Annotated in this window: 15 protein-coding genes; 3 read left to right on the top strand and 12 right to left on the bottom strand. The window is 59.2% G+C overall.

The annotated features are described in order from the left end of the window. Positions 1-158: 158 nt before the first annotated feature. From AC1D3C_RS04285 to tssH, 12 genes are all read right to left on the bottom strand, one after another. Positions 159-842 (bottom strand): TetR/AcrR family transcriptional regulator, encoded by a 684-nt coding sequence (locus AC1D3C_RS04285; RefSeq protein ID WP_477482041.1) that lies wholly within the window; start codon positions 840-842, stop codon positions 159-161. Positions 843-1,057: 215 nt separating this feature from the next. Continuing rightward, complete coding sequence (locus AC1D3C_RS04280) at positions 1,058-1,510, bottom strand: ankyrin repeat domain-containing protein (protein WP_477482040.1); 453 nt, start codon at positions 1,508-1,510, stop codon at positions 1,058-1,060. Between the two features lie 2 nt (positions 1,511-1,512). Then, positions 1,513-1,986 carry an SMI1/KNR4 family protein gene (locus AC1D3C_RS04275; protein WP_477482039.1) on the bottom strand — a complete coding sequence of 158 codons (474 nt, stop codon included), beginning with the start codon at positions 1,984-1,986 and terminating at the stop codon, positions 1,513-1,515. A gap of 128 nt (positions 1,987-2,114) precedes the next feature. Beyond that, on the bottom strand, positions 2,115-2,546 hold the full coding sequence (locus AC1D3C_RS04270; RefSeq protein ID WP_477482038.1) for a hypothetical protein: 432 nt from the start codon (positions 2,544-2,546) through the stop codon (positions 2,115-2,117). 1 nt (position 2,547) lies between these two features. Then, entirely contained in the window at positions 2,548-3,000 is a 453-nt protein-coding gene (locus AC1D3C_RS04265; protein WP_477482037.1) for a hypothetical protein, read from the bottom strand. Positions 3,001-3,008: 8 nt separating this feature from the next. Further along, on the bottom strand, positions 3,009-4,547 hold the full coding sequence (locus AC1D3C_RS04260; protein WP_477482036.1) for a PAAR-like domain-containing protein: 1,539 nt from the start codon (positions 4,545-4,547) through the stop codon (positions 3,009-3,011). Beyond that, positions 4,547-5,614 carry a DUF2169 family type VI secretion system accessory protein gene (locus AC1D3C_RS04255; protein ID WP_477482035.1) on the bottom strand — a complete coding sequence of 356 codons (1,068 nt, stop codon included), beginning with the start codon at positions 5,612-5,614 and terminating at the stop codon, positions 4,547-4,549. Before AC1D3C_RS04255 ends, AC1D3C_RS04260 begins: the two co-directional genes overlap by 1 nt. 7 nt (positions 5,615-5,621) lie before the next feature. Continuing rightward, positions 5,622-7,946 (bottom strand): type VI secretion system tip protein TssI/VgrG, encoded by a 2,325-nt coding sequence (gene tssI / locus AC1D3C_RS04250; RefSeq protein ID WP_477482034.1) that lies wholly within the window; start codon positions 7,944-7,946, stop codon positions 5,622-5,624. A 28-nt stretch (positions 7,947-7,974) separates the two neighbouring features. After that, a complete protein-coding gene (locus AC1D3C_RS04245) occupies positions 7,975-8,820 on the bottom strand; it encodes a hypothetical protein (protein ID WP_477482033.1) in 846 nt (281 codons plus the stop codon). Between the two features lie 94 nt (positions 8,821-8,914). Continuing rightward, on the bottom strand, positions 8,915-10,000 hold the full coding sequence (locus AC1D3C_RS04240; protein WP_477482032.1) for a hypothetical protein: 1,086 nt from the start codon (positions 9,998-10,000) through the stop codon (positions 8,915-8,917). A 138-nt stretch (positions 10,001-10,138) separates the two neighbouring features. Continuing rightward, a complete protein-coding gene (locus AC1D3C_RS04235; RefSeq protein ID WP_041365441.1) occupies positions 10,139-10,615 on the bottom strand; it encodes an Hcp family type VI secretion system effector in 477 nt (158 codons plus the stop codon). Positions 10,616-10,657: 42 nt separating this feature from the next. After that, the gene (tssH, locus tag AC1D3C_RS04230) at positions 10,658-13,438 is read right to left on the bottom strand and encodes a type VI secretion system ATPase TssH (protein WP_477482031.1); all 2,781 of its coding nucleotides are present in this window, start codon (positions 13,436-13,438) and stop codon (positions 10,658-10,660) included. Positions 13,439-13,669: 231 nt separating this feature from the next. Between tssH and tssA the strand changes: the two genes are divergently transcribed. From tssA to tssC, 3 genes are all read left to right on the top strand, one after another. After that, positions 13,670-14,749, top strand: a complete 1,080-nt coding sequence (gene tssA, locus AC1D3C_RS04225) for a type VI secretion system protein TssA (protein ID WP_477482030.1) — start codon at positions 13,670-13,672, stop codon at positions 14,747-14,749. Positions 14,750-14,840: 91 nt separating this feature from the next. After that, complete coding sequence (gene tssB / locus AC1D3C_RS04220) at positions 14,841-15,365, top strand: type VI secretion system contractile sheath small subunit (protein WP_477482029.1); 525 nt, start codon at positions 14,841-14,843, stop codon at positions 15,363-15,365. Positions 15,366-15,487: 122 nt separating this feature from the next. Next, entirely contained in the window at positions 15,488-16,969 is a 1,482-nt protein-coding gene (gene tssC, locus AC1D3C_RS04215; RefSeq protein ID WP_477482028.1) for a type VI secretion system contractile sheath large subunit, read from the top strand. The last annotated feature ends 9 nt before the right edge of the window (positions 16,970-16,978 follow it).

The following is a 16,978-nucleotide window of genomic DNA, read 5'->3' as shown; positions in this document are numbered from 1 at the left end:
TAATTGGAAAAACAGTCTAACCTTGAAATATATGCCCTGACGTTTTTCTCAAAAGGCAATAAAAAAGATTATCATCCAGCGTAGATCCGATTTTGGATAGAAACTGAAGTATACCTCATCGTGCGCAACTTTCAGCTGTAGGTCGAGATCCGAGATCATCACCCGATGGCAGGCGCCTGGAACCCGATGCAGATAAACCGCGAGAGCTGACGGATGATCTCTTCATCATCATCGGTATCGCAAAGGCCGCCGGACAGTTGCTTGAGGCGGTACGATGCTGGGTCCGAATCGATCAGGACCTGCATGATGGCGCCAATCGAAAAATTGTAACGCCAGAAAATATCGCGGCGCTGCATATCCGGGAGTGCTCGACTGAAGGCATCGATAAAGCGGAACACGGCTGGATCGACGCGGCGTATGAAAAAACGGTTGGTCGATTCACGCGGCCGCGAACGGACCTGCAGGATCAGCCGCGTCAGGGGGCGGGCACCCGAGGCGTCGCGGCTGAACTGTACCATCGGTCGGACAAGAGCTCCGACGACTTCCTCCAAAACCGGGAATCCCGGCCGAGCTGCGGCCTCGCATTTTTCCAAAGCCTCTATCCGGGCATGGGTATAGGGCTCCATCATCAGGTTAAGCACCTCGCTGATGAGATCCTCCTTGGAGCCGAAATAATAATTGACGGCAGCAACATTCACATCGGCCCGCCTCGTGATGTCGCGAACGGTCGCCAGATCAAATCCCTGCTCGATAAACACTTCGCGCGCGGCCGCGACAATACGCTCTCGCGGCTCATCCGCACGATTGACGCTGGACGTTCCGCTATCTGCCTTTTTTGCCATGCATCCCAAATTCTTTTGCTTCGTGGCTATCGTCGTCGTTTTGTAGCGGACCAACGGGGGCCATCAAGTACAAAATCGGGGAGCATGAGGATTTGTGGGACTGCCATCAAGACTGGCGCGGTTTCGCTTGCGCGTAATTATCATCGGCCATGCCGAGGCCATTGAGACCTGAGACTAATCCTGGCGCTTTTTCCCAGCCAACGCTTCCATCTACGTTAACGCCCAAACAGCGTCATCATTGCCTGATTTTTCTTGGTTATCGCCATGTCCGCCGACGATCGTCCGGCGGCATTTTTGCGGTGTGGGTCCGCACACTTTGCGACAAGCAGGTCAATCAATGGCAGGCTCGGGCGCGGGTTCAGCACCGCCGTCCAAAGCGCATCATTCCCATACTTGTCGAGAAGACGCAGATCAGCCCCCTTGTTGACGATGTCCGTCGCAAGATCAAACATCCCCCGCGAGACCGCATACTGAAGCGCCGTCTGGCCATTCCCGTCCTGACGATCGAGAGGTACGTCAGCCTGCAGGATCGCTTCAGCATGTCCTGGTCTGTAAGCAATCGCTTCCTGAAGGTAGCTGCGACTGTCCTCACTTATCTCGCTAAAGTCCGGAATCATATGAGGGTCGAAATTCGGATCGGTTCGTAACTGTGCGAAGAAATTCGCCATTTTCAGGATTGGCCGTTCTCTGCCTTGTAATCTGCTATCGTTTGCGACGCGGCGTCATCCAAAAACGCCTCAAAAGACTTGAAGGTTGGCAACTCGTCGTCAACCTCTCCTGTATAGTTCCAGCCGACGACTTCACCAGCCGCACATTTTAGCAAAAAAACAGGACCATATCCGGTCGACGCAACGACAACGTGCCCCTGGGGAATCGAGCCGCCTTCCAGATCAGATTTTGTCATGAAATAAGCATTAGGCGGTCCTTCGCCCGTGATATTGCCTTTGATGAGACCGTAAATTTCAAGCCCATAGAAACCAAACGTGCCGTAATTCTCTAGAAAATATCTATATCCTTCAGGAATTTTACCCACCAAGGCATCAAATTTGCCGATCTCATCCGACGACACTCCCCCGGTCACCCTAACTTTGGGAAAAATCCGCCGCGCTTCAGCTACAATTCGATCGATCTCATTGGCGCTCATTCGAAATCACTCGCTCTGATTTTCCAATATTGGCGAGACCACGTTCGGAAGGCCCAGCGATCTATTGGGGCGGCGCGCTACCTACCAATCTCGCTGGTCGTCCTCTTCGGTCAATTAGCGTCCAGGCGCTAATCGAGCAGTTTCCGTTTGCGCAAATAGTCTAGATACTTTGGCTCGGATTCCGCAAAAATCTCCTCGCCTTCCGCCATATACGCCCGCAGAAGCGGATCCGTAGACTCTTCCAGCCGGCCAAGGTCATAGAGACATGTGCCGATGCCAAGTTGCACGAAGCCGTTCGCATAACCGTCGGCACTAGCGGCGGCTTGGCGGAAGGAGGAGAGCGCTTCCTCCGTCTCGCCTTTCTGCTGTTGCGCATCGCCGATGGAGGCATAGAGCCACATCGTGGCGTCCCATTTCTGTTTTGGCTCGGGCAAAAGAGTCAATGCCGAGCGCCAGACCGCAATCGCGCCATCGGCATTGCCCGCGTCCAGCATATCATTTCCCTGTTCCGACAAATCGGTGACGCGGTCATGAATTTCATCCGGAAGTTCTTCTTCCATGTCACGGTTCTTTCTGCGCGCGCTCTTTCAGATAAAACTCAAGATAGGACATATCTTCGCCGGCAAACCCCTCACGTCCATGAAGCTCGTGAACTTTGGCAAAGATGTCATAGGCCTCACCAGTCAGACCGAGCTGATAGAGCGAGCGGCCCTCCAACATCAGCACAAGATGGTCCCGATGCTCGGGATCGTCGTACATGCGATACGTCGTATCGATCCATTGCTTGACGCCTGCAGCATTCCCCACAGCAGCATACTTCGTAACCAAACTGCGCGACATGATTTGCGGATAGAAATCCCATTGCTCCTGTGGAGCGGGCAAAAGCGCCCATGCTGAAAGACCAAGTGCGATCGATTCCGATACATTGCCCTCGCGGTTCTTTGCTCCCGCATCTCGCAACAAACCATCGATCTTCTCGGACAGATCGGTCGGCAAGGTTTTCTTCTCGTCCATGTAGCTCCTCATTCCTTTAAGGGGGGCAGATAGCGCGACGTGGTCGCTCCGCCGCGGGCGGAATTTTCCGGTCCGTATTCGAAGCGGTAATTATTCGGATCGTTCATCCAATTGCGCACCTCTGGAGATTTGGCACCGTACTCCCGTCCTTCATTATTCCAATAATCTACTGCGTCAACAGGATGATGGCCCATATGTGTCTGATCTGAATCGACCGGATACCACTTATTATTGTCCGCCTTGAATTCATCCATACCGGTTTCCGGATTGGTGCGAAGCTTGCCCTCCTTGCGCATCCGTTCCCTGACCGCCTTGCCAGTTTTGGAGTTCTTGCCGGGTGTCTTGCCAAGATATTTCAGTCGCAAGCTCAGCTTGCGCGTCACTCTTGTTCCCGCCTTACCCGTTACGGCCGCGGCCGCCGCAGCTTCATCCTCCGCCTTTTTCTTCGCTGCCGCTTCCGCTGCCTCTTTTGCAGCCTTTTCTTCGAGAGCCTTCACGGCAGCGCGTTCGACCTCAGTCTGAACGACCTTCTCTGCGCCTTTCTCCAGACCTTTTGTCAGCAGCCGTCCCGGGCCGATGCCGATGATGGCGCCGATCGACTGAATGCCTCCCATCAGATATTGGCCCGAACTAAAAGAGCGGGAAGCATCGTTGGCGGAAAGCCCGTTTCCGACGCCGGGCACGAAACCGGCCAGGCCGCCCACCTTGCGGCCGTATTCTCCAGCCTGGTACTTGTCCATGCCCCAGGACATCAGCCGGTCTTGAACAGAATGTTCAATATTTTCCGTCCATGACGGTGTGTAAGGCTTGAGTTCCGATGGACCCGAGCCCATCGAAAACGGCTGGACATTGCCCCGGCCGCTGTTCACATAGTCCATTTCCTCCCCGACCTTATCGTTGGAAGCCCAACCGAATCCGCCGGGATTGGTATTCCAGCCGCCATCTGCCGCACGTGTCCACCCTTTGGACGCTGCGTATTCCGCGATCTGCTCGTCCCGGGTTTTGTCCTGCTTGTCTTTTCCGTCCGGTGCCTTGTTCGTCTGAACCGACTTGACGAAAACATACTCGCCGGGAGCATTGCCTTTGTTGAGCGTGCAGCGATCCGTATGACGCTGAACCCACTGGCCATTCGCTCGCACGATGGTTGACGACGTCACCGGCTCGACCACGTCGCCGACCGTGTTGGATTTGATGCCACGCCCGACGCCCGGCTCGTCGCCGTGGCAGCACCAGAATTTGGAACTCTGGAGCTTTATGACCTTGCCATTGGCGCGGACGTCGGGAGAATAGTTCAGATTGTCGGAGCCCTTTCCCCACGTCATGTAAGGGATGGGGGTCTGCGGAGAGCGGCACACATCCGGCGAGGTCACGATTGCCAGCGCGGTGCTTTCCTTGGGGATGATTTCCGGCGGCGGCGGATCGGGCGCCGTAGGCTTTTGAATAGCCGCCTTGTTGGCCCCCAGTGGCAGCAGTTTGCCGCTGACCGGATCGACCCGGACGTATTCCATGGGTTCCGGATCGGAGGCTGCGGGCTGGTTTTCGGCCATCAGCTGACACCCTCCGCGAGCCTTGCCATGCTGAGCTTGGGCTGCCCCTGCCGCTCGGGCCAAAGAAAATTGCAGCGCCATGTGAGAAAGACGCGGCCGATCCCGGGGCGCATATCGAAGTGAACGCCATCCAGCGCCATCCATCCTTCGCTGCGCCCAGGCTCCTGATCGATTTCGACATAAAGCCCGATTTTCGGAAGACGGCCTTTAAGCATCTCCCGGCCGCGCAACAGGTTTTCCAGCTCAAACTCTTCATCGCCTTGAAGCCAGGGCTCGGCGACCAGATCAGGATGCGCGGCCTGCCAGAAACGATAATCGAAATCCCGCGGCAACAGCGGATGCCGGTCGTTCAGCCATGCATCGTCATAGGTGCCGGCACGTTCGGCGCGATCCTTCCAAAAGGGGGACAGTGGGCCAAATCCCGCCGGACCCGGCTGATCTTCCACCGTGAGGATCGGCTTCGACGCGTCTTCGATCTGCGGAGCCGGCCATTCCGATCTCTCGAGAAACGAGGCCGGATCGACAATACCCTGACCTATCGGGTTTCGCGCCAGCAGCTTTTCGGCCTCATTCGCATCCTGGCCGCCCAATGCCCGTCTCCAGTCCAAAGGAAGATATTCGATCAGCTCTCCCTCCGTCAGCTCCCAATGATCGAGAGCGTCTTCCTTGGTGCGATCGACAAGGCCCTTCCAGGTCTTGCGGGTATGGGCGCGCCAGACACGCGGCCCATGAACGCGCAGCCGCTTGCTGACCGGTCCAAGCTTGAGACCGCAGGTCCAGGACGATGCAGCTTCTGCGCCCGGCGAAAACGTCGCGCCGAGAAACGTGACATCGGTTCCCGGCTTGAAGGGCGCCAGATCCGTGCAGGCGACTAGCGGTGTCTCATGCGGATCGCCTTCATAAGTGTCCGACATGACCAGAGGATACTGCTCCTCGGCAATCTGAAGCGGGCCGCCATCGGTCAGCTTGAACGTCCCACGTGCCACGACAATGCCTGCGAGTTCGCCCTCCATGTTGTATTGGCGGAACGCGAGCGCTGGGAAAGGCGTGCGATTATCAACCGACATCGGAGCGTCAGCCCTTTGCTGTCGTGTCGGATGACGTAGGCGATGCTTCCGAAAATCCTCCGCCCGGTTTGTTCAGATCGACGACCACGCCGTTGATCTGTGTCGGGCCGGATGCGGTGAAGTTGAAATGCGTACCCAGGATGATGACGGTGCCGTCCTGGCGCATGATGAACTTGGAGGCGCCGCATTCGATGACGAATTCCTCGCCGACGATAACCTTCTTGAATTTCCCCACCTTTTCGAGAGACGTCTGCCCGACATTCGTGACCTTGCTGACGCCGATCTGCTCCACCCGGGCGACGCCCACCGTGTCGGATTTGAACGACCCGACGATCGTGTTCATGATCCCGGGCAGTGGGAAGAGGCTTGAGGCCGCATCGCCGACACCGCTGCCGGAGCCGGCCAGCGCGGTGCCGGCGTCGGCCCGCGGGCTCGGGCCGGACACGACGCCCTGGCGGCTGCCGAGACCGCCGGCATTCAGGAAGCCGAGTGCTGAAGAGGCAAGGGTTCCCGCGAAGGCGGCAAGGCCGGGTCCGCCGCCGCCGGCGATCTGGCCTGCCTGGCCAAGCAGCGTCGCAGTCTGGCCCGCAAGCCCCTGCACGGCCCCCATCAGCGCCATCGCCATCGGCCCGGTGCCACCGACGACGGTGTTCATCGAGCCGCCGACCTCGTGTTTCTGGTTGCCGCCAACTTCGACCGTGCGGTTGGCGCCAATCGCCGACACTTCGTGCCGGTCGACGCGCTTGGTCCGGTCGTTGAGGACACGGGTAGTCTGATCCTTCTGGGCGTGGAAGAACATATTCTCCCGGCCGGCATCATCCTCGAACGTCATCTCGTTGAAGCCGCTGCCCTTATGGGTATTGGAGCGCATCACCATGCGCGTCTTGTTGGCCGGCAGGTCGTACGGCACCCCGTTCGACGGGTTCGGGACGACGCCCGTGACCAGCGGCCGGTCCGGATCGCCGTCGATGAAGGCGACCATGACCTCCATGCCGATGCGCGGAATAACCTGTCCACCCCAGGTCGAGCCGGCCCAGTTTTGCGCCACGCGGACCCAGCAGGTGTCGGAGCCGTCCTTCTTCGCTTTGCGGTCCCACGGGAACCAGAGCTTGATGCGGCCGTACTGGTCCGGGTGAATTTCCTCGCCGGCTGGCCCTGCGACGATCGCCACCTGGGCGCCCTCGATCCTGGGCCGTTTCGTCTCGCGATGCGGTGTCATCGGTACGCGGGAGGGCGTGGCCTCGAATTCGTTCGTGTATTCCGGCTCGTTCGTATTGGTCTCGTAGGAGCGGTCGACGACCTTCTGGGTCATCTTGGTGACCACATGCTCCTCATAGACATGGTCGGGATGGGCCACCTCGTAAGGTGTGAACCGACGCCCGACTTCGAGGATACGGGAGGTCGAAGAACTCGAGACGCGGTCGTGATCGGCTTCGCTCGCCTGCATGCGCAACTTTTCGGCGCGCTCGGCTTCCGCAACGGATGAGATACGGGCCGGATATTCGTAGAGCTCGCGCTTCACCGCCTCGGGCATCTGGACAAGCGATGGGGTCATCGTTCCCGGCACGATGCGCGGCGTCTCGAAATTCCAGTCAGCACCGGCGCGCTGGCCGGGCACGTAGGAATACCGCCGGCTCCAGTCGTTGATGTGGTTGCGGTCGGAAGAACCCTGCGCCAGGCGCACCCGCCCTTCGCCCTGCGCCGAAGGGGATGGACCAAGCCAGGAACTGGCATTGTCCCCCACATGCAGCTTGTGCTTCCCGTCCTCGTGGCTGAACCAGTAGAACAGCCCGTCCTCTTCGAAACGGCGGGTGAGATAGGCAAGGTCGGTCTCGTTCCACTGCACCGAATAATGTTGCGGCGGCGGTGGCGTCACGATGCCGGACGTGTCGGGCGCCGGAATGCCGTGCTCGGAAAACAGCGTCTCGACGATGTCGATCGCTGTCTTGTCCATCCAGATACGGCAATCCGAACGTCGCGACAGAAGCCACATCTGCGGCCGCAGCACCATCGAGTAGGATCTGAGGCCGCGGGTGATGGGCGGCCCTTCGTTGAGTTCGGTCACCAGGCCGTTGAACGGACGGCGCACGCCGCCCTCCCCTTCGCCCTGCTGCACCTCGACGGAAACATCCACCAACCGACCGATAAGCTCTTCCGGCTTGACCGTCGGCTTCTTGGCGCGCGCCGACAGCTTGATCTCGAACAGCGAGGATACGCCTTCCTCGATCGTCACCCGCTCCGGCAGGAGCTGGTCCTCGCCGAGCGGAGAGACGATCTTCAGAATACGGCTCGCCTGGATGAAATCGGCGGCGAAGGATTGCAAATCGTCCATACGTCAAGTCCCGTCTTGAAACGCTCAACTACTGTTGCTGCGGTCGGGGATGAGTTTTGAGATAATCCGCCAATGCCGAGAAATATTCTTCAAGCATCCTGGTATTGGCCTGATCGGAAACCTGCTTGTAAGTTTCGACAAGCGCTTGCCGCTTGGCCTTGCCTTCTGCGCTTTGATAAAAATCCGAAAGAACCGAAAGATCGTCCTTTGGCAGAGCGGCAAGGATAAAGGTCAGCCGCGCCTTTTCTTGCATGCGGGCAATATCCCTGGGCACCGGCTTTTCGTTCTCGGTCCTGTCGCGCAGGGATGCGATGACGCCTCCAAGCTCGGACTTCAGTTTCTCCGGCGATGCGGATGCCAGTTCAGCCGAGTTCGGGTCGGAAAATGCCTCCAGCGAAACGTACATGACCTGAGCGGTAAGAGCAGTTTCGGCAGCCAGTTCCGGCGACGCCATCAGGTCGGCCAGTTGCTTGATGCGGGGGCCGTCATCGGCGCCGGCGATGCGGCCCTCGATTTGTTTTGCAGTCGCCTGATCCTGGCTTCGATACATCTCGGCAATTTTTTTACGCCCGTCCTCGAAAGCGGCGGCGGCCTTCGCCAAGGTCGCCGGGTCGATTTTACCACCTTCGACCTCGGCAAGGCTGTCCGATATCTCGGCGACCATGCCTTTGGGATCGAACGAGGCGCGGACCACCGGTTCAAGGATCGACCCGGCCTTCGAAGCCTCGTCATTCCCCCGATCAGTCGCGGCCTTCACCACGTTTTCAACCTCCGACGGCATCGCCGAAAGGCGTGGCCCGACCCGCTCTATCTGAAGAAGAGCCTCGTCGATTTCGCTGGAAGCAGATGCGAGGGCGGGAGCCCATACCGCCATGGCAAAGGCCAGGCCAACATTCCGCGACCGTCGCAGAATGGTGCCTGCCCGAGCCGATGGCGAAGAAAAACCGATCAACTTCATCCACCGCACCTCAGATCATCCGCACGTCTGTCAGCTGCCTGGGGCGCGCATCGTTGTAGAGCTTGTTGATGATCTGCTCGGCCTTCACCATCTGTGCGTGGCCGGTTGGGTCGAACAGCTTCCTCTCCACAAAACTCTGGTTCGGATAGAATGGCCCGTTCCCGGTGCTGATGCTGAGTTTGTTGATGCGATCCCGAATACCGGAGCCGATATTCTCGTATTCGATACGTTGGCCCGGATCATAGGGCACGAACGGCCGGCCGACGAACTTGGGGGAAGCAGCCTTCGGATAATGGCCCGTGTCGGACGGCATCTGCGAGATGGATTTTCTGCTGTATTCGACGTCCCGGCCCATACCGCCGAAGCTTCCGCCGGTTGCCGGCGCATAGGCGACGAGCCTGTCGGAATCCAGTACTGAGCTCATGTAGAAGAGCAGTTCCATCTTATCGGCGAGCTTCGGTTCATCGATGCTGCTGCCGGACGGCGGGTTGCAGAACGGGATCCTTGCGGCCATATCGGCAACTTGCGCCTTGTGGGTCTCGCTGATGGAATTGTCTTCCTTGACCCCTTCGATGAAGCTATGCGTGCAGATATGGCTGACACGGATGAAGTCCATCAGCCGTGATTCATAGTTGACGGACGTCGGCGCGGAGACCTGTGTCCCGGAGCTCGTCAGGCCTTCCACCAGTTTCGTCACCTGCTTGTTGGCGACCTTCTTGGCCTCGTCCAGAACACCGCCCAGCGCGAACATGAACGCCTTGTTGTTGTTCGCGGCTGCCATCAGATTGAACGTGCGGTTGAGATTATTATTGCAGATCACCCTGACAATCGCGCGGCCCGCCAGCACGCGTACCGAGGTTGTAGCGAAGGCCGCCATCATGACGCTGCCGGTCAGGATCGAGGCAGCCAGCACAAACATCTCGGCGGTCGCGCGATCGCGCTCGCCCTGGGCCTTCATTTCGTTGTTGTACCTCAATACTGCGGCGTCATATGCGCGCACATAGGGGCTGGCGACATTCAGCTCCCATTGGGACTTATATTTGGGAAGCTTTACAAGAATATCGCCCAAGCGTTGATTTGCGGATGCCACGATCATCTCCCATCGTCCAAAGCCGAAAAATATGTCTCAACTGTCTGCGAAAACGTCCGTCACCCGCTCAAGCGGAGACGGGTGGGGTAGCGCATGGATGCGACGCCGGCCGAAAAGGGCCGGCGTCGCCAATGTTGAGCGGCCTTAGGCGGCCTTGGCGGTGGAAAGATCGTAGGACGCGATCATCGGCGACTGCGGCGAATGATTTTCGTCGTAAGGCGTGTACTTCACTTCCATCTTGGTGAAGTTCAGCTTGATCGTCTCGATCGGGCGGTCGCCGTTGGAATCGATCGAGTAGCTGGCGATCAGCGTATTGGTCAGCGAGTATTCGATATACGTGTCGCCCGGGTTACCCGTGGTCACCAGGTGGATCACAGTGCGCTTGCCGGTGCGGCCCGAGCAGGCTTCCTGGAAAAGTTTGGTCGACGAGGAGTCGCTGACCTTGGTGAGGATGACTTCCGAGACAGTCGGCTCGGAAGCTTCACGGTTTGCCGCGGAACCGGCAGACGTGTTCATGTTGCGGGCAACGTTCCAATGGATGGCTTCGATATCCATCCACTTGCGGTGCTGTTCATGGGTTGCGTCACCCTGAATACCGTCGATCTGCAGATAAATCGGCATGCTATCAGCTCTCCTATTATCGGATTAAATGCCTAGTTGCGTCTAAGGCGCAGTTGCCTTTCGTCTTGCTCCTCCCCGGGTGCGCTTGCGGCCCGAGGGTTCTTCATCCGCCTGCCGGCTATGATCCGGTTCGGCGAATTTGTGTTGGACGTCCGCGCTCTCGGTATCGATGCCGAAGCGCTGACCGTCGAAATTGATGGTGATGCCCGCAATCTTCCGGCCTTCCGCGACTGCGTCGAGAAAGAACGTCGAAAGCACCGGCATAAGATCGCGGGCGATCATGATCTCGATGGCGCGGGCGCCCATCTCGCTGGTTTTCGCCCTGGAAATCAGCGCTTCCCGCGCGTCGGCTGACAGGTCGAGCGCCGTGCCGTAGGCCGCGCCGACGCGTTCGCGAATGCGTCCGATCTGGATGTCAACGATGCCGGACAATGTTTCGCGGCCGAGTGGCATGAACGGCAGCACCATGGTGCGGCCGAGGAAGGCGGGCTTGAAATGTTTCTGCAACTCGGGGAGCAGAAGCGCTTCGAGGGCCTCTCCCTCCGGCATCGTGTCCGGATCGGCGGCGAGCGCCGCGAGCAGTTCCGAACCCGTATTGGCCGTCATGAAGATCGTCGTGTTCTTGAAATCGATGTCGCGGCCCTCGCCGTCGCGTAGCGTTCCCTTGTCGAACACCTGGTAGAAGATTTCCTGAACGCCCGGATGCGCCTTGTCGATCTCGTCGAGCAGCAGCACCCCATACGGCCGGCGCCGCACGGCTTCTGTCAGGACGCCGCCTTCACCATAGCCCACATAGCCGGGCGGCGAGCCGAGCAGCATCGAAATTTTGTGCTCTTCTTTGAATTCCGACATGTTGATGGTCGTCAGATATCGGCTGCCGCCATAGAGCATGTCGGCCAGCGACGACGCCGTCTCCGTTTTGCCGGTGCCGGACATGCCGACGAGCAGGAAGACGGCCGGCGGTCGCCGCGGATCGGACAGACCGGCGCGGGCGGCCCGCATCGCGGATGCGATCCTTTCGAGTGCGGCGTCCTGGCCGAGCACGCGTTCCTTCAGCCGCGTATCGAGCGTCTTGACCGTCTCGACCTGGTCGGACAGCAGCTTGCCGACCGGAATACCGGTCCAGCGGGCAACGATCGCCGCGACGACTTCCTTGTCGACGACGCGCGGCACCAGCGCGGTTTCACCGGCAACCGTCAAAAGGCTGCGCTCGGTGATAGCAAAGGCGGCCCGTGCGCTCTCCGGCGTCATCGCCTGCGGCGGAAACGGCGCTACATTGGCACTCACGTTCGCCCCGTCGGCCGGTGCCAGCGGCGCCACCGCACCGTCATGCGAAAAGCTGTCCTCGAGGCGGTCCGCTTCGCGTGCCAGCCGCATTTCCTCATCGAATTTTGTCCGCACAACGTCGATTTCGGCGGCTATGGCGTCCTGCTCGCGGGCGATCTCGGCAAGCCGCACAGCGGAAACCGGTGTCTCCGGCTCACTGGCCAGCCATCTCGCCTCGGTCTCCAGAAGATCTCGCTCGTTCGAAAGTAGTTTCAGGGCCTCAGGCGTCGTTTGCCGCGCCAGCGCGACGGCCGCTGCTGCGGTGTCGATCAGGCTGATCGCCTTGTCGGGAAGCTGTTTTGCCGGCAGGTACCGGGCGGAAAGCCGGACTGCGGCGACGATCGCCTCATCGCGAATCCGCACCTGATGGTGCGCCTTCAGGCTATCGGCGACGCCGCGCAGCATGCGGATAGCGGTTTCTTCGTCCGGTTCCTGCACATGCACCACCTGGAAACGCCGGGTGAGCGCCGCGTCCTTCTCGATGTAGCGCTTGTATTCGCTCCATGTGGTCGCGGCGATGGTGCGCAGTTCACCGCGCGCCAAGGCGGGCTTCAGGATATTTGCCGCGTCACCCTGCCCCGCCTGCCCGCCGGCGCCGATCAGGCCATGCGCCTCGTCGATGAACAGGATGACCGGCTCGGATGACGCCTTGACACCATCCACGACACCGTGAAGGCGTCGTTCAAATTCGCCTTTGACGCCGGCACCGGCCTGCAGCAGGCTGAGATCGAGAAGCAGCAGCCTCACCTGCCGCAGACGCTCGGGCACGCTTCCCGCGGCAATCTCCAGGGCCAGCGCCTCTGCGACCGCCGTCTTGCCGACGCCGGCCTCGCCGACCAAAAGCGGATTGTTCTGCCGCCGCCGCATGAGGATGTCGATCAACTGGCGCAGTTCGCGATCGCGGCCGATCACCGGATCGATGCGGCCGGAGCGGGCATCGGCCGTCATGTCGCGGGTGTAGAGCCGCAGGAATTCGTTCTCCTGAATCGAAAAAGCCGGCTTCGAAACGGCCGGCTGCAATGGGTTATCTGCCTGATCGGCTTTCGCCTCTTCCAGCTTGTTTTCAAGACGCGTCCGGTCGAGACCACGCACGGATGGCGCGATGCCACGGATAACAACGCGCAGGGCCTGATCGGCTGTTAGTGCCGCAAGCAAATCAGCCAAGATCACCGTGCTGCGCCCGAACTGCAGCGACGCGATGAGCCAGGCTTCGCGAGCGAGCAACAGCAAATTCTGGGAAAGTACGAGGGGCGCGCCGTCCTCCCGCCGGATATCGGCGATCGCCGCATCAAGCTCGGAGCGAAGCGTTTCCGAAGGAATGTTGAGATCCTCGAAAACCGCCGAAAATTCAGGGATATCGGCAACCGAACGCAGCCAGTGAGCGACCTCGACGACCGGCTGCTGATGGCGTGCAGCAAGCGAAGCGGCTGTCTCAAGACCGACACGCAGATTTGGCTCAAGCGTTCTGATCAGACGGTTGAGATCGATGTCCGACATCCGGCAGTTCCTGTCTTTTCGTCGAAGTGCAGTGTTCTTTCGAGATGCGAGGCAACAACTAGGGCGGTTACCAGACCTTGTCCAGATCAAAAATTGCGCTATGTCAAAAAATAGCAGTTTCGACAGACGTCATAAATTTGTCACCTTACAGCCAGTGTTGACAAGTCAGTATAAGCTTCGCAAGATACCGTTCCGCAGAATTATTCTCTGAAATTTGGAGCTAATCGCAGCGTGAATTTCCGTCATATCGCCAATCCACTTGAAAAAAACGGCCCGTGCGGAGAAAACGTGCGGCACAATACTTCTGCGCGCGAAATATACTATAGAATTAAGGACGCGAGGACAGCCGCGAGGACAGCTGAACGTGGTGTAAACCCAGGTGAAGCTATTGGACTTTCACCTGCCTGGCAGGAAGTCAGCAATCTCGGATTGCATATTCTTTCTTCACAGAGCAAGGACATAGAAGTATTGGCTTGGCTTGCGGAGGCCCAGCTGCGGCTGAGGGGCTTCGAAGGGCTGAGGGATGTCTACGAAGCAACCGTGTCGCTTTTAGACAACTATTTCGACCTGCTGCATTCGATTGGCGATGACGATTTCGAGGAGCGGTTCGCGCCGCTTGCGGGTTTGAACGGGATTGGCGGCGAAGGCACCATCATCCAGGCGATCCGATTGACTTCGTTGATTCCCGGCGGGAAATTCGCTCGGTATTCGCTGTGGGATTTCCAGCTTTCGCAGCGTCCGGGCGAAAGCGGCAGACGCGAAGAATTGCAGCAGGCCGCTACCGAGGCGGGTGTCGCACGGATGTCAGGCCACCTGACGGTACTCACGGAATGCATTACCGCCTTTGACCGTTTGGTCGCAATACTTGATGCCAAATGCGGAGATCAGGCGCCGCCGAGCACGAATACACGCAGTGTTTTGCACGAAGCCGCCTCGGCCATTCGCGTTCTTGCCGGCATCGAGGCCGCTACTCCGGCCGCCGAACTGCCGGCGCTTCCAAGGTCGGATCTCTATCCCGCCAACACCAATGCCCGGACAAATGAAGACGAAACCGACGCTCCCCGGCTTCGGATGATAACCGGCGACACGATCCACTCCCGCGAGGAAGCCTTCGAATTGCTTGCCGCGGTGGCGCGTTATTTCCGCCGCACCGAGCCCCACTCTCCCATCTCCATGTCGATCGAGACGCTGGTGCGTCGCGGCCGCATGGATTTTTCCGAGCTTCTCGCCGAACTCCTGCCCGAGCAGCACGCGCGCAATGCAGTGCTGACAGCAGCCGGCATTCAGCCCTTAGGGGAGAGGGGAAGTTAACAGCAAGCGGCCACGCAGGCGGGCTTTCGCCCGACCGCGATCTGCAACAGCCCGATTTCGTAATCAGCCGATGGCACCAAGGAGAATCCCGATGGCAAGTGTGCATGAGAAACTGGAAAGGGTCCGCAAACCGCGGGTCCACATCAAATACGAGGTGGAAACGGAAGGCGCGATGGTGGTGAAGGAGCTGCCGTTCGTCGTCGGCGTGCTCGGCGATTTCTCGGGCAATCCGACCCAGCCCCTGAAACCCTTCGGCGAACGCAAGTTCGTTCAAATCGACCGGGACAATTTCGACGATGTGATGCGCCGCATGACCCCGGGCCTTACCATTTCCGTCGAAAACACCTTGCAGAACGACGGAACCCAGCTTCCGGTTTCGTTGAAATTCGAAAGCATGGACGATTTTGAACCGGGCGCGATCGTCGATCAGGTGCCGGCCCTGAAGGCGCTGCTCAGTGCCCGCAACGAACTCCGCGACCTGATGAGCAAGGCGGATCGTTCTGAGGAGCTCGAGCGACTGCTCGAGGACATCCTGCAGAACAAGGCCGACCTCTCGCAACTCATGGCCCAGCTCGGCGGCGGTAAGGCCGCAGAGAGGAAGGACGCCGTCAACTGAGCATGTTCGGCGCGCTCCAAACGCGCCGTGAAGTTCCTGCCCATCTGTTGATCGGAGCAGCCGTTTTTCGGGAAGGCCACAAGCCTCGCCAGACCGCTGCTCTCCTGAAAAGGATTTGAAACATGAGTGCCGACACGCAATTGCAGACAAAGGAAGAGGTCGATTTCGTTCCGGATCAGAACCTCCTCTCGAAAGTGGTCGCGGCAACCCGCCAGACTGAACCGAACCGCGCCCAGGACCTCCTGCGCACACTTACCGACCAAGCCTTGAAAGGCACGGTAACCTACGACCGCAACCTGACGATCACCCTGAACAACGCAATCGCGGAGATTGACAAGACAATCTCGACGCAGCTTGCGAAAATCATGCAGTCGCCGGAATTCGTGAAGCTCGAAGGCGCTTGGCGCGGTCTCAACTACCTGGTCAAGAACACCGAGACGAGCGTCAATCTGAAGATCCGCGTGCTGAACGCCTCAAAGCGCGATATTGCCAAGGATCTGTCCAAGGCGGTGGAATTCGACCAGTCACGCCTCTTCAAGTCGGTCTACGAAGATGAGTTCGGCACGCCGGGCGGCGAGCCGATGGGCGCGATCATCGGCGATTACGAATTCGACAATTCCTTCGACGACGTTCAGCTGCTGCAGGGCGTATCGATGATCGCCGCCGCCGCTTTTGCGCCGTTCATCTCGGCGGCCAGCCCGCGGATGTTCGGCTTCGAGGATTTCCGCGAACTCGCCAAGCCACGTGATCTGGAAAAAATCTTCGAGACGGTGGAATACGCCAAATGGCGCGGCCTGCGGGAAAGCGACGACTCTCGCTTCGTAACATTGGCCCTGCCCCGGGTTCTGGCACGCATGCCCTACGGCCCGAACACCAGCCCGATCGATGAATTCAACTACGACGAAACAGGCGGCTCGCAGACCGGCGAACTCCCGCACGATAGCTATTGCTGGATGAACGCGTCCTATGTCATGGGCACGCGCCTGACGGAAGCCTTCGCAAAAAGCGGCTGGTGCACGGCGATCCGCGGTGCGGAAAACGGCGGCAAGGTCGAAGGCCTGCCGATGCATATCTTCTCCAGCGACGACGGCGATCTAGACCTGAAATGCCCGACGGAAGTCGGCATCACCGACCGCCGCGACGCCGAACTCGGCAAGCTCGGATTCCTGCCGCTCTGCCACTACAAGAACACCGACTATGCCGTATTCTTCGGCGCACAGACGGCCCACAAGCCAAAACTTTACGATCGCCCGGAAGCCAACGCCAATGCGGCCGTCTCGGCGCGCCTTCCCTACATGATGGCGACATCGCGTTTCGCCCATTACCTGAAGGTCATGGGCCGCGACAAGATCGGCTCCTTCATGGAAGCGGAAGACTGCGAGGCCTGGCTCAACCGCTGGATCTCCAATTACGTCAATGCCAATGACGAGGCCGGCGAGGAATCGCGCGCCAAATATCCGCTGCGCGACGCCAAGGTCACGGTGCAGGAAATTCCCGGCAAGCCAGGTGCCTACAATGCGGTGGCCTGGATGCGCCCCTGGCTGCAGATGGAGGAACTGACGACCTCTCTGAGGATGGTCGCCCGAATTCCCTCCAAATCCTGATGCGACGGC

It is taken from the genome of Neorhizobium sp. P1_A6 (genome assembly GCF_056406795.1).
This window is presented reverse-complemented; position numbering and strand designations above follow the sequence as displayed.